The sequence below is a fragment of the Bacillus sp. NPDC077027 genome, from assembly GCF_050269555.1.
Lineage (GTDB): Bacteria > Bacillota > Bacilli > Bacillales > Bacillaceae > Bacillus.
Genome location: NZ_JBNNIO010000003.1, coordinates 151,175 through 168,713, shown reverse-complemented (window position 1 = coordinate 168,713; position 17,539 = coordinate 151,175). Strand labels below are relative to the sequence as shown.

The 17,539-nt window shown below is 37.8% G+C and carries 20 protein-coding genes and 2 pseudogenes; 7 read left to right on the top strand and 15 right to left on the bottom strand.

From position 1 onward, the window contains the following. Nucleotides 1-278 precede the first annotated feature (278 nt). Complete coding sequence (locus ACQKEZ_RS11290) at nucleotides 279-1,421, top strand: AbrB family transcriptional regulator (protein WP_427300836.1); 1,143 nt, start codon at nucleotides 279-281, stop codon at nucleotides 1,419-1,421. Nucleotides 1,422-1,464: 43 nt separating this feature from the next. Here ACQKEZ_RS11290 and lepB read toward each other — a convergent pair whose 3' ends face one another. Together lepB and ACQKEZ_RS11280 are read right to left on the bottom strand one after the other, a co-directional pair. Further along, complete coding sequence (gene lepB, locus ACQKEZ_RS11285; protein WP_427300834.1) at nucleotides 1,465-1,971, bottom strand: signal peptidase I; 507 nt, start codon at nucleotides 1,969-1,971, stop codon at nucleotides 1,465-1,467. Continuing rightward, a complete protein-coding gene (locus ACQKEZ_RS11280) occupies nucleotides 1,971-2,588 on the bottom strand; it encodes a TVP38/TMEM64 family protein (protein WP_427300832.1) in 618 nt (205 codons plus the stop codon). The genes lepB and ACQKEZ_RS11280 overlap by 1 nt, the downstream gene beginning before the upstream one ends. 147 nt (nucleotides 2,589-2,735) lie before the next feature. On the opposite strand from ACQKEZ_RS11280, the gene ACQKEZ_RS11275 reads away from it, so the two are divergent. Together ACQKEZ_RS11275 and ACQKEZ_RS11270 are read left to right on the top strand one after the other, a co-directional pair. Further along, nucleotides 2,736-3,098, top strand: a complete 363-nt coding sequence (locus ACQKEZ_RS11275) for a hypothetical protein (protein WP_427300830.1) — start codon at nucleotides 2,736-2,738, stop codon at nucleotides 3,096-3,098. Between the two features lie 91 nt (nucleotides 3,099-3,189). Continuing rightward, nucleotides 3,190-3,627 (top strand): enoyl-CoA hydratase, encoded by a 438-nt coding sequence (locus tag ACQKEZ_RS11270; protein WP_427300828.1) that lies wholly within the window; start codon nucleotides 3,190-3,192, stop codon nucleotides 3,625-3,627. Between the two features lie 43 nt (nucleotides 3,628-3,670). Here ACQKEZ_RS11270 and ACQKEZ_RS11265 read toward each other — a convergent pair whose 3' ends face one another. The 12 genes and pseudogenes from ACQKEZ_RS11265 to ACQKEZ_RS11210 all read right to left on the bottom strand — a co-directional run bounded on the left by ACQKEZ_RS11265 (nucleotide 3,671) and on the right by ACQKEZ_RS11210 (nucleotide 12,264). Next, entirely contained in the window at nucleotides 3,671-4,624 is a 954-nt protein-coding gene (locus ACQKEZ_RS11265) for an LCP family protein (protein ID WP_427300827.1), read from the bottom strand. Nucleotides 4,625-4,854: 230 nt separating this feature from the next. Then, nucleotides 4,855-5,130 (bottom strand): barstar family protein, encoded by a 276-nt coding sequence (locus ACQKEZ_RS11260; protein WP_427301908.1) that lies wholly within the window; start codon nucleotides 5,128-5,130, stop codon nucleotides 4,855-4,857. A 144-nt stretch (nucleotides 5,131-5,274) separates the two neighbouring features. Next, on the bottom strand, nucleotides 5,275-5,481 hold the full coding sequence (locus ACQKEZ_RS11255; RefSeq protein WP_427300825.1) for a hypothetical protein: 207 nt from the start codon (nucleotides 5,479-5,481) through the stop codon (nucleotides 5,275-5,277). 73 nt (nucleotides 5,482-5,554) lie between these two features. Next, a complete protein-coding gene (locus ACQKEZ_RS11250) occupies nucleotides 5,555-6,037 on the bottom strand; it encodes a hypothetical protein (RefSeq protein ID WP_427300824.1) in 483 nt (160 codons plus the stop codon). 330 nt (nucleotides 6,038-6,367) lie between these two features. Continuing rightward, on the bottom strand, nucleotides 6,368-6,733 hold the full coding sequence (locus tag ACQKEZ_RS11245) for a cupin domain-containing protein (RefSeq protein WP_427300822.1): 366 nt from the start codon (nucleotides 6,731-6,733) through the stop codon (nucleotides 6,368-6,370). A 40-nt stretch (nucleotides 6,734-6,773) separates the two neighbouring features. After that, nucleotides 6,774-7,883, bottom strand: coding sequence for a pyridoxal-phosphate dependent enzyme (locus ACQKEZ_RS11240; protein WP_427301906.1), 1,110 nt, complete (start codon nucleotides 7,881-7,883; stop codon nucleotides 6,774-6,776). A gap of 26 nt (nucleotides 7,884-7,909) precedes the next feature. Next, the gene (locus tag ACQKEZ_RS11235) at nucleotides 7,910-8,290 is read right to left on the bottom strand and encodes a RidA family protein (protein ID WP_427300820.1); all 381 of its coding nucleotides are present in this window, start codon (nucleotides 8,288-8,290) and stop codon (nucleotides 7,910-7,912) included. Beyond that, nucleotides 8,287-8,967: a helix-turn-helix transcriptional regulator gene (locus ACQKEZ_RS11230; protein ID WP_427301904.1), complete on the bottom strand. Its 681-nt coding sequence runs from the start codon at nucleotides 8,965-8,967 to the stop codon at nucleotides 8,287-8,289. Before ACQKEZ_RS11230 ends, ACQKEZ_RS11235 begins: the two co-directional genes overlap by 4 nt. 80 nt (nucleotides 8,968-9,047) lie before the next feature. Continuing rightward, nucleotides 9,048-9,493, bottom strand: a pseudogene (locus tag ACQKEZ_RS11225) (alanine racemase); the annotation flags it as partial. Then, nucleotides 9,494-9,880 carry a RidA family protein gene (locus tag ACQKEZ_RS11220; RefSeq protein ID WP_427300818.1) on the bottom strand — a complete coding sequence of 129 codons (387 nt, stop codon included), beginning with the start codon at nucleotides 9,878-9,880 and terminating at the stop codon, nucleotides 9,494-9,496. Between the two features lie 607 nt (nucleotides 9,881-10,487). Beyond that, the gene (catA, locus tag ACQKEZ_RS11215) at nucleotides 10,488-11,135 is read right to left on the bottom strand and encodes a type A chloramphenicol O-acetyltransferase (RefSeq protein ID WP_427300817.1); all 648 of its coding nucleotides are present in this window, start codon (nucleotides 11,133-11,135) and stop codon (nucleotides 10,488-10,490) included. A gap of 550 nt (nucleotides 11,136-11,685) precedes the next feature. Next, on the bottom strand, nucleotides 11,686-12,264 hold the full coding sequence (locus tag ACQKEZ_RS11210; protein ID WP_427300815.1) for a competence protein ComK: 579 nt from the start codon (nucleotides 12,262-12,264) through the stop codon (nucleotides 11,686-11,688). Between the two features lie 286 nt (nucleotides 12,265-12,550). Between ACQKEZ_RS11210 and ACQKEZ_RS11205 the strand changes: the two genes are divergently transcribed. Beyond that, the gene (locus ACQKEZ_RS11205) at nucleotides 12,551-12,784 is read left to right on the top strand and encodes an IDEAL domain-containing protein (RefSeq protein WP_427300813.1); all 234 of its coding nucleotides are present in this window, start codon (nucleotides 12,551-12,553) and stop codon (nucleotides 12,782-12,784) included. 64 nt (nucleotides 12,785-12,848) lie between these two features. Here ACQKEZ_RS11205 and ACQKEZ_RS11200 read toward each other — a convergent pair whose 3' ends face one another. Next, nucleotides 12,849-13,709 (bottom strand): SDR family oxidoreductase, encoded by an 861-nt coding sequence (locus tag ACQKEZ_RS11200; RefSeq protein WP_427300811.1) that lies wholly within the window; start codon nucleotides 13,707-13,709, stop codon nucleotides 12,849-12,851. Between the two features lie 145 nt (nucleotides 13,710-13,854). Here ACQKEZ_RS11200 and ACQKEZ_RS11195 point away from each other — a divergent pair, with 145 nt between their 5' ends. The 3 genes and pseudogenes from ACQKEZ_RS11195 to ACQKEZ_RS11185 all read left to right on the top strand — a co-directional run bounded on the left by ACQKEZ_RS11195 (nucleotide 13,855) and on the right by ACQKEZ_RS11185 (nucleotide 17,401). Next, complete coding sequence (locus ACQKEZ_RS11195) at nucleotides 13,855-15,387, top strand: FAD-dependent oxidoreductase (RefSeq protein ID WP_427300810.1); 1,533 nt, start codon at nucleotides 13,855-13,857, stop codon at nucleotides 15,385-15,387. An 88-nt stretch (nucleotides 15,388-15,475) separates the two neighbouring features. Beyond that, nucleotides 15,476-16,771 (top strand): annotated as a pseudogene (locus tag ACQKEZ_RS11190) (globin-coupled sensor protein); the annotation flags it as partial. A gap of 60 nt (nucleotides 16,772-16,831) precedes the next feature. After that, nucleotides 16,832-17,401, top strand: coding sequence for a histidine phosphatase family protein (locus ACQKEZ_RS11185; protein ID WP_427300808.1), 570 nt, complete (start codon nucleotides 16,832-16,834; stop codon nucleotides 17,399-17,401). Nucleotides 17,402-17,539: the final 138 nt, after the last annotated feature.

The window sequence follows — 17,539 nt, the reverse complement described above, 5'->3', positions numbered from 1 at the left end:
TCTGTTTCATTTATAAGTCTTTGACACAGCTGAAACATGGTTATAAATTTGAGATTTTCAACAAATTTCACTTTTGATTATCCTAATATGTCTTTTTAACAATTCATTTTTAAGAAAGAATTGTATGACATGAAAGAAACACCATTTGAAGTTCAATAAGTTTTGTTTATTAAAAAGATAAAATAATTCGTATTTTATTTATCAAGGAACTTATATTATAGTGAACATATCATCATTTCACTTACTGAACAATTGTATAGGAAGAAGGTTTAAATTTTATGAAGCAAGAAAACAGCCTTCGAACCGATGTTACTTTCATTTTCATTAGTGGTCTAGGCGGGTTCCTTTTATCTTTAACGGGGATGTCAATCGGCTGGATGATTGGAACACTCGTTACTGCTGGTTCGATTGCGCTATTTCGTCCCAACTGGTTTCAGAGTGAAGGAAAGCCAATTCATATTCATAACGGCTGGCTCCTTCTTGGTCAATTAATTCTTGGCATTGAACTAGGTCAAAAAATGAATATGAAAGTACTTCATATTTTTGCAGAAAATTGGCTTGCAGTCAGCTTTATGCTTATTTTCTCTATTTTATTAGCCATGTTATCTGGATTTATTCTATGGAAGCTAAGCAAAACAGATATGCTGACTAGCTTTGTTAGTACAGCTCCTGGTGGTCTATCAGCAATGCCAGGAATTGCTCAGGAAGTTGGCGCAAATACAGCTGTTGTCAGTTTAGTTCAAACCATTCGTGTTTTAATGGTCGTTCTCACCATTCCATTTATGGTTTTGTATTTAAATGAAAAAAGTAGTTCAGAAGTAGCGACTGTTGCAAAGGTCAATGCTTTTTCATCAGGTGTATTTACATGGTCAAACGTTTTATGGGCACTCTTTCTCATCGTGACTGCTTGGATCGTTTCACGAATTGCCGATCGTCTCCATTTTCCTGCACCTTGGTTGATTGGGAGTATGCTTGGTGTTGCAACGCTCCAGATCGCAGCAGGGGCAATAACTGGACTTGATTTTGTCCCTTATTGGCCAGCACAAGCCAATATTGCCTCACAAATATTCCTCGGTGCTACTATTGGTTCAAAAATGAATAAACACATGTTTATTGGCTTGAAAAATACATTGATTGTTGCAGTCATTAGCTCCGCTGGTTTGATAGCAGCAACTGTACTAAGTGCGGTCGCGGTCGCAGAAATCACCGGAATCTCAGTCATTACAGCGATTCTTGCCTTCTCGCCTGGCGGTATTGCTGAGATGGCAACAACAGCGGTAACTCTTCATGAGGATTCTACCTTTGTTGTCGCTGTACAAGTTGTTAGAGTTATCCTCGTCATTGCGATGTTGCCACCATTTTTTAGGTTCTTACACCACTTTTGGTTAAAAAAACAGACAACTTATAAAGAAGCAAAATAAAAGGAGCTACTCAATGTATGCTCCTTTCGCTTTATCAGTTTTATTACTCACTTCTTTTTACACCAACAATTCTATCTTTTGAAATTGTCCCAAAATGACGACTGTCATAGCTGTGAATTCGGTTGTCACCGATGACAAAGTAATGATATTTCTCTATTTTTTTAAGCCCTGTTATCGATTTCAATTGAAAATCCCCTGTTAATACATTGCCCATCTTGTTTTGTTTTTGTTCCTTCAAATATGGCTCTTTCATTTTCATATCATTGATAAATAGTTGATCATTTTCGTATCTTAATGATTCACCTGGTAGTCCAATGACTCGTTTAATAAACACTTGTTGATTTGGTCCTTTAAAAAGCACATAATCAAAGCGATCAATCTTTGTGAACTTAGGTGAGAATTTGTTGATTAACAGCTCTGTTCCATCAGTAAATGTAGGGTCCATACTTGTACCTTCTACTTTATACGTGACGAAAATGAAATTTTTCACTTGGAACAATAACACGATGCAAGCAATAATTGTCATCCATAAAAATGGCTTCTTCTTCATTACAAGCCCCCTTTGTCCTCACGCTGACTCATCCGAATATTCAATCTGTTTTCTACTCTTTTACCAACATACCATAATAAAGCAATGACTAGAACAGCAAAAACACTTCTTAACGGATTCTTTACTAATGCTGAAAGATCATATCCGATAAAGCTAATAATAAACAGCATCACACACTTGCCAGCAAACACTGCAAGTGAAAATTGCCAAATGCTGATTCTCGAAAGCCCTGCTACGACGTTTACTGCTGCCGAGGGTGTAAATGGAAAACAAAGCAAAATAAACAAAGGTCCAAAGCCTCGTCTTTCGACCCATAACATCAGCTTTTTTATGGAAGGATGTCTGCTAATAAAATGGAACATCCGCATCTGTCCAAATTTTCTGATCAATAAAAAGACAAGTATTGACCCTGTGCAAGCCCCAATCCAAGTTAATAAAAAGCCTTCCCAAAGTCCGAACGCATTTGCATTCGCAACAGCAAAAGCCACTAGTGGTAAAAACGGCAGAAACGCTTCAATTAACGGGAACAATATAGCAATGAAAGGTCCAAAAGCTTTATAGCTTTCAAAGAATGCCGAGATATTTTCTTGAGTGAAATATGAAAGAAATTGCTGCAAATCGTTTACTCCTTCATTGTTTGTCTACATCTCATTTTACATAGAAACCAAGAAAATACAAATGATTGTAGCTTGAGATTCCTCGAAAAACCATATATAATAAAACAGAACAAACGTTCTTATTTTTGAATGAAGGTAGGAATAGCAATGACTAGGTTATCAAAGGGGCAACTTCATATGATGGAACAGGCTATTTTCCTTCCTATGGTCATCTCAATTCTCAATCGAGATCTGGAGCATTTCAAACAGAACCATTCATTGAAGCTAAATGAACCATATATTAAACTTGTGACTTCCGCTTTAAAAACTGCACAAAAATCACTATATCAGCTCAAACAAGACTTGAGAAGTGAGCAGATGAGCGTACACCAAATTCATCATGATGAAGGCTTTACTACTTATTTATTCAAGATAGATGGCTATGAAGAAAAACATAAATACTTTAATCCTCGGATTCGTCATCGTGTGGAGGAACTTCTCTCTCATTATTTTGTCCATCATGAACAGTGAAGTATATGTATATTTTTTACAAAAATAGAAGGATATCTCCCCTTTTTGGTGAAGTGTTTAATTGCACCAAAAATTAGGAGGTATTTTCAAAATGATGAAAAAAATAGCCGCAATTACTTTAGCAACAGGGTTATTAGTACCGGGAGCAGTTTCCGCAGCTGAACAAGCAAACCCGATACCAAAAGCAGAAAATAAAGCAATCACACAATTTACAAGTGTGGCCTACACAGCTGTGTCTATCACTGGAAAAAGAGTCAAATTTGAAGTGAAAGGCCTTGAAAATCCATTTAACACGACACATTACAATCGTATTGCTTGGACAAGTAATGATGAAGAGCCAAGTGTTTTCAATGACAACATTTTATCTGTTATTGTCGCAAAGAAAACTGGACAAGCTTATCAAGTCACTTCATATGAAGCACTTGCTTCCGTAAAAGAGAAAATTGAATCCGGTGAAAAAGTGTATGGGTGGGCTCTTGCTTTAAATGGCGTATGGTATCCAACAATGCCTGCTACACTAAATTACTAACATAGAAAAAAGCCTGCTATGTCGGCAGGCTTTTTCCATTATTTTATAATTCAAGCTGTTGCTTTAGTTCTTCTCTTACTTCTTCCAGTCCTGCTGCATCTAGCTCAAAATAATATACATTTGCTGGCTGATAATCGTGGCCTTTTAACTGGAGTGTCTCGACTGATTTAAGCGAACTAAGCAATGGGAAAAGACCTATGAATTGCTTCATCGACAGATTTGTTGAAACGTTGTCACCGAGTGTGTCAATGATGTTGTCATATGAAGGAATAGATGTGATCGATTTTGATTTTTCAAAAATCGCCTCAAGTGCCTCCATTTGACGCTTTCCTCGCATAAGATCACTGTCGGCTTTTCTTGTTCTAACAAAGGCCAACGCTTCTTTTCCATCTAAGGTATGTGTCCCAGTTTGCAAATGAACCCTTCCTTTTGAATCTTTTTCAATTTGCTGGATGACACTTTCATCATCAATGGTAACCGTAATACCGTTTAACTCATCAACAATGTCCTGAAATGCTTTGAAATTTCCTGAGATCACATAATCTACTGGAATGTTCAGCAATTGTTCAACGGTTTTGACTGACAAATCTGCACTGCCAAAGGCGTGAGCATGGGCAATCTTATCATAGCCTCTCCCTGGTATGTCCACATAGGAATCACGCGGAATACTTAGGAGTTTCATCGTTTTATCTGTTCGATTCACAGTAGCTAACAAGACTGCATCACTTCTCGCTTCATCTACTGATTCACCTGGACGGCTATCAATCCCTAGAAGTAGCACCGAGAAGCTATCCTTTCCGGGGTCAAATGCTTTCACACGTTTTTCAGAGGTTTCCCCTCTTTCTAACGAAACCTGTGCTTTGTTTGATGCCTTATAAATTTTATAATAAGCATAACCCGTTAGAGATACTGTCATGACCATGATAAATGCCATAATGAAAAGCACTACTTTTACCCAAGATCGGAGTTTTCTTCTTTTTTTTCTTGTTTCCTTCATCCTTTCTGAACCCTCACTTTTTTCCAATCTATTTATTTCTAGTCATCACTATATCATATTTCAATTAAAGTTTCCTTCACGCAACATATTTTTATGAAACCACAAAAATAACCACTCTAAAAAAACCGTCCCAAAAAAAACAAAAGGACATGAACCCAGTCATACTGAATTCATGTCCTAGCTGTCGCCTCATTTAGAGCCACAGCCTATCTTTCATAAAAACGGTTTTATTAAGAACGTATCACTTTGATTTGAAATTGTCCGCCAAGCTCTGCTTCAGCTTCTTCAAATAACTGGAGTGTTGCCTTTGCATAATATCCAAGGTATTCCTCACTTTTTGAAAAATCATTCCAAATTAACTTTACTGGAAGCTCAACACCTGCTGTCAAACTGTCCCACAATGCATCAAGGTTTGCCCCGTAATGTTCTGGCAGTCCAAGTGCCGATTTCAATTGTTGATGCATTACCTCCTGTGAGGTGAACTTCGATCCTTCAAGACGAATCATTTTCAAGAAACCTTCTCCTTTCTCTCACCTTTATTTATTGTATCGAAATGGAAGATAAAGAGAAAGAGCCATACACTGTATAACACGACGACCGCTAAAAATAATGTCAGAATGAGAGCACTTCCAGAGCACACCAAGTCCTAGCTAGGCAAATAAGTATCTTGCAACCGAGCGAGCCGCTTCATCGTTTTCCCTCTCTACAATCAACTGTAGACCGCCAAGATAAGTAAAGGCTGTACATGCAAGTATGTCCTTTAAGCCCTTACTGTTTTGAAAGCACAAAGAAGGGTCTATTGCTTGGCTTTGCCAGTACGGATGAAGAAATGGCATCTGTTCTGTCGACTCAAACAAGTATGAGACATATCAAAAAACTCGTAAGAGAAATCCCCCCCTTCTCTTACAAGCCTCTAAATGATGCATCCATTTACCGTTTTTCTTGAACCTTCGCCACTTCTGAAATAAAACTTTTTGTCTTTTTCAGTCCATCTTGTAAGTTGTCCGTGCATGCAATAAACAATTCTTCATCTTCTGGGTGTTTAAGCAGTTGATCAATGTTGTTCTTTACTTTCGCAAATGACTTTAAACCAGATTTCAAATGCTTGTCTGCCTTTGCATAAGCGGCAGGAACATCTTGATGTGAAAGCCCTTCCTGTACTACCTTATCGAAAGTTTCAGCGGTTTTTGCCAATTTTGCATTCTGTAGAATGGCGCCGTTCCCATCTGAAATAAATTGATCTGTCATCTGTTCATATGTGTCGTTTAGCTGATCCATATAATTTGATACCCACTGTTCATACACTAGTTCTTTTGTTTCCTTTTTAGAAGGCGACTGAGATGCACCTTTGCAGGCTGATAGCAACGTAACTGTCAGACATAGAGACAGCACAAGTATCATTCGTTTTTTCATATAGAGCCTCCATTTCTCATTCACACTCGTTCATATCGGTAAAATACTCATATGATTTAACCAAAATCGGTTTGATTTTTTTAAAATGCTTTCTTCTTATTGTAACAGACCGCACCTTCTACTATCGTGCTTTTGATATCAAACCTTTGAAAATGAATCCATCGATGCAGACTTCTATGGCATTGTCCCCCAGAACTACTTTTTCGGCTGAATCTAGCATAATTTTACCCTTTCAATTCACAAGAGATCTTTAGCCATTTTCTTTTAATATAGAAAGTAACAGTTCTTAAAACAAAAAAGACCCTTCGATTGGGTCTTTTTTAACTTCAGTTAAATCCACACGTCAGATTCAGCTGTAAGCTCAGATTCTTTATCTCCAGTATTGACGACACCTTTTGGCTCCACAAGCATTACCTGACATTCAGATTTAGCATAGGGCTTATGTTCCACACCTTTCGGAACGACAAACATTTCACCTTGTTGTAATTCCACTTTTCCATCTCGAAATTCAATCACCATTTGTCCTTCAATGACCATAAATACTTCATCTGTCTCTTCATGCTGATGCCACACAAACTCCCCTTGAATCTTCACTAATTTCAATTGATAATCATTCATTTCAGCAATCACCTTAGGGGACCAGTGTTCCTGGAATTTCGCCAGTTTCTGCTTAATATTAATTGGTTGAACGTCCATTGTATCTCTTTTATCATTCATTGTCGTTTTAGTCGATCAGTTACGTTACAGACTTTAATCCTGCACCACATAGAGGAATGACCACAACTTCATGAGATTGTCGCTGGTATTTGAGATACCCTGCATAATTTGCCGCAGTTGTTAATTCAACATAGAAGCCCTTTGTAGCTAACACTGCTTGTGCTTCTGCTATTTCATCCTCTGTCGTTGTGAGTATTTGTCCATTCGTTCTTTGAACGGCCTCTAATATCTGCCTAGAGCGTGCAGGCGCTGCGATTGCAATTCCTTCTGCCAATGTCCCTTTGTTTTCTACCTGCTTAGCATCCCTTTTTTTCTGTTCATATGCTTTTGCAAGTGGTGCACAATTTTCAGCTTGGATTGCGACTAATTTTGGCATTTGTGTAATAAGACCTTGCTCTAACAGTTCACGAAAGCCATAGTAAACGCCTAACAATAACGTACCATTCCCAACAGGTATGATCAATGTATCAGGTACTTTTTTTAATTGCTCCCAAATTTCATAAGCATACGTTTTTGTTCCCTCATAGAAAAATGGCTGATATACATGGCTTGCATAAAACGTTTTTTCCTTGTGAACTGCAGCTTGTGCAGCAAGAGCTACATCCTCACGAGATCCTTTAATCGCACGAATATTTGCACCATGGGCTTTTACCTGTGCCATTTTTTTCGGTGAAGTATTTTCACTTAAAAAAACATCACAGGAGATTCCGGCACGCTTTGCATAAGCCGCAATAGATGTACCTGCGTTTCCACTGCTATCTGCTATCACTTTACGTACTCCTAATTCCTTTGCCTTCGCAATTAAGACAGCGGCACCTCGATCTTTAAATGATAAGGTGGGCATCATATAGTCTATTTTCACAAACGTATTTGGCTCTTCTTGCGCTAATCTCACAAGAGGTGTATTCCCTTCTCCCATTGTCACCTGCTGCCAAACACTTGAGTCTGCATCAAAAGGCATGGCACTAACATATCTCCACATGCCTGGAAGCTCTCCGCGTATGTGGGAAGCCGTAAATGAGCTCTTATTCTTTTGTACATTCAACATCCCTCCGCATTCACATGTCCAAATGTGTGGCATGATTGGATATGTAGTACCACATGATGCACATTCATATTGTTCTTTCATCATGACTGCCCCCTACTGTGTAAGTTTTATTTAGAAATATACGCAACTGCTTCGATTTCCAATTGAAAGCCGTAGTGTAATTCATTTGTTGTAACAATGGAACAGAGTGGTTGAAGCCCACTAAAAAATTCATTGAAAATGTGCATGATCTGTGATTGTTGGTTTTTATGTGGTGTATAAATAATGACTTGTACTATCTGTTTTTTATTACTGCCAGCCTGACAGACAATCAGCTCAATATTTTGCAGCGTTTGAAGCATCTCTTCTTCAAACGTACCTAACTTCTTTTCTTGTGTCAGAGGATCAATTGAAAACTGTCCAGATACGTAGACGGTATGTTGATGAACCATAGCTAATGAATAATGACCATTTGATTTCAGATTTCCAGCTTCCGTCACACTTCTCATTGAAAATCTCCTTCATGTGAATCTTTTGTTTTCTTTTTGATCTCATCTAAATAGCTATACACCGTTACCTTTGAAATGCCCAATTTTTCTGCTACTTTATCCACCGATCCTTTCATTAAAAAGATCCCTTTTTCATCCATAAAACGAATCAATTCAATTTTTTCATGCCGCTTTGTCAAAGGAGCTTGGTTACTCGAAATGATTTGTTCAATTAGTTGATCCGCAATGTCTACTACACTTTGAATCGGGTCTTTTTTTTCTTTCATGTCTTCTCCAGGCAATTCTGTAGAGAATCCTGGGATCAGTTGATTCATCATTTCTTTGACGTGATGTGCTAGACTCATATCGTAATTAATACAAAACGCACCAACGACCTGATCGTTTTCATCCCTAATAAGTGTAGTTGATGCCTTAATTGTGCGAGCATCAGGTGTTTTAAATTCATAGCCTGCTAAATAATCATCCTGAAATTCCTCTGACAAGAGAACCTGTTTGACAAGATGATCAAATGATTGACCAACTTGCCTGCCTGTTACATGATTATTGATCGTGAATATAACGGACGATTGAGGCTGAGTAAGATCGTGGATGACGACCTCACATGCTGAACCGAACATGTTTGCAACGGTTTTTGCCATTGGAACATAACTCATTAATATTTTTTTTACTTCTGACAACAGTTCCACCTCTATTTTTCGGTTATTGTAATTTTCCTTTACATTCATTCAATAGTCATCCACCACTTCACCATCTGGTGTACATGTTGACTCCTTTTGATAGCTTGTAATAATAAGCTAAAATCGCTTTCTTCAATAATGCCAGACCGCTCTACACCAACTTCAATCTCAATAAGAACCTGTGCTTTTGCCTGACTGAGCCCCTTGAAACACCTCTTCGATTTCATTTAGCTGTTCAATACTATCAATTCCAAAGGAGATATCGACCCTCTCTGATAGATTTCGAATTTGTTTTATATTGGATTTTCCTACGATTTCGTTTGCAATGAAGATGTTTGTTAAGCCATTTGCCGCCATAACCTCAGCCCTTCCTGCAGTTTTGCAAGGTTATGTGTTTTCGTATGGGGGCGCTTAAACTCACTTTGTTCCGATCAGCATATTGTTCAATAGACAAGAGATTCTACAGCATCACTTTTTTGTCAATTAACAGAGCAGGTGTATGTGTATCAAGTTCTCCACATCCCATCTATCCTTTTTCCTTCAATGCAACAATTGCCTCAACTTCAACAAGGCTATTGCTAGATAATTGATTTGTAGGGACAACGACTCTAGCTGGTTGATGACCTTCAAAAAATTGAGCATATACTTCATTAAGTGCAGGCCAATAAGCAACATCTGGTGTATATACTTTACACATGATGACATCATGCTTATGTAAAAAGTTGGTTTGAAGCTCATTTTCTAAATTTCGTAGAGCCTGCTCCGCTTGCTCCCTGATGCCTCCAGCAGGAGCCTTACCCGTAACAGGGTTAATGGCTGATTGAGCTGAAATGCATAAGATTCCAGTATGCTCCAACCTCGGCACAGCTTGCCTTGAACCGCTAGTGAAATCATGAGAATGAATCGGTTTCATAGATGCTTTCCCCCAGTCTATTTTGGTTTCACAAAATATATAATTTTTTATACAAAAAATGATTATCTCACTTAAATTTTATATTTTTTTATATAAAAGTCAATAAATAATTCTCATTTGTATATTTTTTTATATAACAAAAGCTGTTTATCTTGCTGTGCACATTGACAACAAAATAAACAGCTTAAACTAAACGTATCAAAACATGACGCACTCCGATTTAAGAGGTTAATCGGAAAGACTACAAGACGATACTACAATCATCAATGAAAAAAGACCTTTTCACCTTAGAGACTTGATGACGATATATAACATTTTTCAGAGCACCGAAGTTTTCATCTTTTCTCTTTCCTGTCTTTATTTCTCACACCTTCAGAATGACTTACATAAGCTGAAGCACTAGGTACAATAGATAGAATGGAAAGCTAAATTCCTCTTCTAAATCTCTACTTTCATAAAAACCTCTCACTAATATAGCCTTAGCACATTTACATTTTCTTCACACAACAAAAAAAGCAGACTCGTATAAGCCTGCCTTTCACTTTTTTTAAAACTTTCCTTGCAACACTTATTGGGAAATTTCCCCTGGAGTTTAAGATATATACAATTAACCGTTTAACCACTCTTCCCAATGCTCTATAAGCCATCTCAAGTATTGGCTATATTGACCGACATGATAGCCATCACAAACAGCATGATGTACTTGAATCGAAACTGGCAAAATTATTTTTTCTTCTTTCATCTTAAATTTTCCTAATGTGAAAATTGGTAGTAAATAGCTTTCTTCTGTAAATAGGTTAAGATTAAAAGAAGTGAAATCAACCCAAGGAAGACTTGAAATATTAAAGATGTTTTCTGGCATATTAGGTTTCGGAAATAGTTTGCTACTTTTGCTATATGTTTCAATGTCCGCTAAACAACTTTTATAAAACTTAGAAAAGCTTTCTTCATAAGGCGTCCAAATACTTGAAAATGTCTTTGTTTCTTTATTTAAAACAGTATAACTTGTATGAAGGATATCCCAATAACCAAGTTCATCGTTAACTTGATCCATCCGAAATTCCGGTATTTTTTGCACAGCTCTTGCTAACAAATAAATTTGTACAGGATATACTTTCAGGTTTCTTTCTTTCAATATTGAATACAATTTAGTGATGTCTAGATCGATAACTAGGCTATATGAGCATCGTGTTAACGTCATATAATGATTAAAGTGCTCTTTTCGCGGGTAATTTTCATCTATTTTTTTAAACATTTCTTATCTCCTCCTGAATTTATTTCATGTATTCAGGAGGAGATTTTATCTGATTTAACCACCACAATCATCCTTTCAAAGATACCTAATTTATTTGTTCTACCTGTTTTATGGATGGTTTATTATATCTCAAAGTATAGCCGGCTTCCATTTCTTCGTATTGAAATATAAATCACTTGGATTTTGAATAGGAACAAAATATTGTCAATTTCTATTATACTATCACCATACTTGATTATAAAATGTTTAGATGATTCCTAATGACTGCCGTCTTCGTTGTGACTGTATCAGTTTTAGTGACAAAACCATTCCAAAAGATGGAGGCGACAACAGTCTCATCCAATGCTTTCTTGAAAATACATCACCATTCACCGTATCTCTTTTATAGGAATCGAAGATGGCTTTTGACGTTTACATTGGATGTAGACAGATCCAACCACATTACCGGGATCACCTTATCATAGCGTCCGACTGCCCCCCCCTTTTAATTCTATCTATATCTTCTTTCTGCCCCTGCAATCACCCAGCGGCATCATACCACTGGTCCACCTTAATATCTGTTTCGAAGTTCTCTTAAGATAAAATCATAGACGAGGTTTAGCTGTTGTTCCTTCGGATACAGCATGAATTCCTGTTTTTTTGGAAGTCCTCCGTCCAAACGATCCTGAAATTTCGTGCGAAGATACGCCGTTCGGTGCACCTGGCTCTCAAATGATTTATAAGAGACTTCAAGTTCAATCATTTGGTCGTTGGCAAAGGTGACAATTGTGTCACCAAGGGACGTTTCTTGGAAGGTTTCGATATATTTATGGGAGATCCAACCACATTGCGGGCGATTGGATGAAAACGTCGGGAAAAAATAAAGGTGGTTGGATGGGTCTATGACAATCGGAGGCTTGTGTGAAATACCTGTTACTTCATATGTCCCTGCTTTTCTGCCGGCATAGCTTGACCCGAAGAATCTGCAGCTACGTTCAATAATTTGCAGCGGCTTTAATTCGACGAAAAAACGTTTGTCTCTTTCCATTACTTTTGAATAAATTTTCTTTCCTTCCTCTATTGGAAGGATCGCCATTGTACTTTGATTAATGACGTATGAATCTAGTGGTGTTTCGCTTGTTTCTGACACTGAACTTCCTCCTGTGTTAATTTTTGGTTATCGAATACTATTAATCTATCACCAACCTATAAGAAACGACAGGATTTTTTTCAAAATTATTGAAAATATTCTTTTTGTAGAATATTTTAGTTCATTCGATCTAGCTAAAAACATTTTTTATATTGTGTCTTTTTTTGTCGATGGGACAAGGGCTGTCGATATTGATCAAAAATAAATTGTCTAAAAATTATAAATTCTTATTGATTTTTTTGCCGCCAATCCATATACTATAAAAAAGGCATCGGGGGGATTCTTTATGAAAGAGAAAAAAACGTACGCTGAGCTCATGAAGTCCCGTAACACCCAAAGAACCGAAGAAAATGGCGTCACGATTTTAGACATTTATATTCAAATGGTTTTAGATGAGGCGCTTTACAAACAGCGCTTAACCTTCCTTAGAGATGAGATTGATAAGGCGCTGGATCAACGTGATGAAAAATTATTCCTCGACCTATCAGCTCAATATGCAGAACATTGCTTACATCAATAATTTCTAATTTTTCACTTGCGGAGGAGAGACGAAAGCTGTCTCTTTGCCGCAAGTTTTTTGTTGTTTAGCCATTTAAAATCGTTCCTCCATTCACGTGTAAGATCTGTCCATTCATATATGACGCATCCTCGCTTGCTAAAAATAAATAACTAGGTGCAAGCTCGACTGGTTGACCAGGTCGTTCCATTGGGACATCTCCGCCAAATTCAGATACTTCTTTTTCAGTAAACGTCGATGGTATCAGTGGTGTCCAGATCGGTCCCGGTGCTATACCATTTACCCGGATTCCTTGTTTAATCAGGGACAGTGACAACGATCTTGTAAAGGTAACAACCGCTCCTTTTGTCGATGAATAATCAATGAGCGTTTCGTGCCCTTTATAGGCTGTCACTGATGTCGTATTAATAATACTGCTCCCTTTTTTCAAATGTGGTAGCACTGCTTTTGTTAAGTAAAACATCGCAAAAATATTTGTTTGGAACGTACGTAACAGTTGATGTGCGCTAATATGTTCGATGCTTTTTTGCGGATTCTGTTCTGCTGCATTGTTCACCAGTATATCAATGGAACCGAAAGCATCCTTTGCCTTTTTCACAATCTCATGAGAAAAAGCTTCATCCCCTAAATCACCTGCAATCAGTATACAGCGACCCCCGTCTTTTTCAATATATGCTTTTGTTTCTTCCGCATCTTGATGCTCATTCAAATACACAATGACAACATTTGCCCCTTCCTTTGCAAATAAAACGGAAACCGCTCTCCCAATCCCACTATCTCCACCAGTCACAATAGCTGTTTTTCCAGCTAATTTTTTCTCTTGCCTCACTCTATCAAATACCGGTCTAGGATTCATTTTATATTCCAGACCAGGTCGTTCGCTTTGGTGCTGCGGTGGTAACGTTTTTTTCGGTTGTTTTGTAGACATGCATTTCCACTCCTTTCTTCATATCTTGTCTATTTTTATGAGACAACGGTTTTTTTATGTATCAAGTCGCAACTCACTTATTTAAATGTATGATTTTTAGCTTTGTGGAAAAATTATACACAACAAAAGACTGGAGGCGGCAAAAATGGATCACGAACATAAAAGGAAGGATCAAGCGGCATCATTATGGCTAGCTAAACAGATGGACCATTCATTCCCATCTGTGGAAGAGGATTTAACTGCGGATGTCATCATCGTTGGTGGTGGAATCACTGGGATTGCGACTGCATATGAGCTTACAGAACGTGGTCTATCAGTTATTTTGATTGAGACAGAACGCCTTTTACAGGGTACAACTGGGCGCACAACAGCAAAAATCACTTCACAGCACGATGTTTATTACCACGAACTGATTCAGCATATCGGCATGCAAAAAGCCCGTTTATACGTAGAGGCAAACGAAAAAGCGAAAGAACAAATCCACGCTCGTATACTCGATCAACAAATTGAATGCCATTTTGAATGGAAGGATGCGTATTTATACACAACGGAGGACAGTGGCGTAAAGAAGCTCAAGAAAGAGCTAGAGGCCTATCAAAAGCTTGGGATTGATCGCGAATGGCTCACAGAGATTCCTGTCAATCTCAAAGTGAAAGCAGCACTTGCGATGAAGCAACAGGCACAGTTTCATCCACTTCTGTATTTAGACGCACTTGTAAAAAAGCTGATGGAGCGTGGGGTACGTATTTTTGAACAAACAACGGCAACAGATGTCAAAAATGGACATAGACCTTCTGTGATCACAAAAGAAGGTTTTCATTTGACAGGTCGTTTTATTGTTTCATGCTCACATTTTCCTTTCTATGATGGCAAAGGGCTATACTTTACACGCATGCACCCTGAGCAATCATATGTCGTCGCTGCTAAAACAAAACAGCCATTATCAGAAGGAATGTTTCTTGGAATTGATCAGCCAGCTACCTCCCTCAGATCCGCTTATTTAGAAGGGCAAGAAGTTGTGTTAATTGGCGGTGAAGGGCACAAAACAGGGCAAGGAAAAGATGAAGTTGAGCACTACAAGGCGTTAGAATCATTCGGTGACCATGCTCTTGGAATTGAAGATGTACTCTATCGGTGGTCCACACATGATATGGTGACAATGGACAAAATTCCTTACATCGGTCAGCTCACCAAAAGCAAATCGAATATCTTTGTTGCAACTGGATTTAGAAAATGGGGAATGTCAACTAGCCACGTTGCAGCTAATTTAATTAGTGACCTAATTGAAGGAAAACAAAACTCATACGAAACCATATATACACCTTCACGTTTTATTCCAGATCCATTCGTTAAGGAATTCATTAAAGAAAATACCAATGTCGCCTCCGAACTCATTTCCGGTAAGCTGAAACATCCTGAAAAGAACATTGATGATTTAAATCCAGGTGAAGGTGGAGTCATTTCTTTTGAGCACAAGCGCTGTGGTGCCTATAAAGATCAAGATGGCAGCTTGTTTATAGTAGATACAACATGTACCCATCTAGGATGTGAAGTATCTTGGAATCATAGTGATCGTACTTGGGATTGTCCATGTCATGGATCAAGATTTTCTATTACTGGAGAAGTGGTAAAAGGGCCAGCCAAAAAACCACTAAGAAGGTCATATAAAGAACAGTGAAAATTTTAAAAATACCTTTAAAAAAACCATAATTAACCGATAAAAATATAAAGTCCGATATTTGTGATGATTATGGGAGGACATAACATTGTTATTTAAAAAAGAAGCAAAAAGAAAAACCACTGCTTTTTTCACTCAGCAGGAGGATCTAACAAAAAGAATCAATCTTGCGAAGAATACTGACATCGCTAGACAGATCGAAATGATTGATTTGAATCAAAAGGATCTCCATCTGCTACAACAGTTAAATCCGCTTGTACAGGAGGCAATTGAACGCATTGTCGACAAGTTTTATAAAAACTTAGAAATTGAAGAGTCATTAATGCACATTATCCAAGACAACAGTTCCGTCGATCGTTTAAAAAAGACACTTCGCATTCATATCAGTGAAATGTTTGCAGGTATAATTGACGAAACATATATTGCCAAGCGTATTAAAATTGCACAAGTTCACTTGCGTATCGGTCTTCAGCCAAAATGGTACATGGCAGCATTTCAAGACCTCTTGTTATCCATCATGGATTTATTTGCCCAACATATCCATGATTTCAAAGAATATCAGGCAGCCGTACAAGCTACAACCAAAATATTGAATTTAGAACAGCAACTCGTATTAGATACATTTCAAAATGAATATTCTAAAATTCGTGATGTAGCTGAACAACAACAAGAAGAGCTTCACACGAAAATTACTGAAACGTCTAACTCGCTTGCTTCACTGTTTTCTCATACAACAAATGCAGTTGATCAACTTGTCTCAAAGTCTGATGAAATGGCTGAGATGTCACAGGCAGGCACAAAAATCTCTGCACAGGTGGAAGAAAAATCAATTGGCGGAAAAAAAGAGTTAGAGGTTCAACAAACACAAATGAACCAAATTGATGGCAGTATGACGAAAATCGAAACAGAAATCAAGCGACTAGAAGAAATTGCAAAACAAATTGAACAGATTTTTGGTATCGTCACAGGAATTGCCGAGCAAACAAACTTGCTTTCATTAAATGCATCAATTGAATCAGCTAGGGCAGGTGAACATGGAAAGGGATTTGCTGTCGTTGCAAATGAAGTCCGCAAGCTATCAGAAGAAACAAAGAAAACGGTATCAACTGTATCTGAACTTGTAAACAATACAAATTCTCAAATTAGTATTGTCTCACATCATATCGCTGATGTGAATTTGCTTGTAACGGACAGTAAAGAAAAAATGACACAAATCAACTCGTTGTTTGATGAGATTGTGAGCAGTATGAATGTGAGCAAAAATCAAAATGGTAAGATCGAAAATGACCTACAAACGTTCCTTAATGATTTAAAAGATGTGAACGAAACCGTCTCACAAGTAGCAAGTTCTGTGGAATCTTTAACCCAGCTCACAAACCGCTAAATTAGTTTTTCTATTTTTCTTCTAGTATAATAGAAGAAAAATAGAAAAGGTGGGGATTAAGTGACGACCATTTGTCTAGTCAGACACGGTGAAACAGATTGGAATTCAGCCAAACGACTTCAGGGACGGACCGATATTCCTTTAAATGAGACAGGTAAACAACAGGCAGAGCAAACGGGTCTTTACTTAAAGGAATCACACTGGGATGTCATTATATCAAGTCCATTGACACGCGCAAAGCAAACAGCAGAGATCATTCGCCAACATGTTCATGCACCTATAGTGATCATGGATGACTTTATCGAACGTGATTATGGGGATGCAGAAGGAATGTCATTTGAAGAGCGCCAAATACTTTATTTTGATAAACAGTATCCAAACATGGAGAAACTTGAAGCACTCCAGGAAAGATTACAGCAAGGCATTCAAAAAGTGGCAGATACATATCCGAATAAAAAGGTGAGCATTGTTGCACATGGCGCAGCCATACATGCACTGCTTTCATTGCTTTCAAATGAAGATGTCGATCTGAATCATACGAGACTTGTAAACGCATGCTTAAATCATATCGAGTGGAAAGAAGATAAGTGGACTGTCCACGACTACAATGTAAGCAGCCACTTATCTTAGTACTCCCCTTCATAAAAGATCTGCTCTTCCAGAGTGGATCTCTTTTTGTATGAAAAACGTTTATGAAATAATATTTTTTCATCTCGAAATTCGAAATACCCCATAAGTATTTTCTCCTATTTTTGATCATTTCGTGTA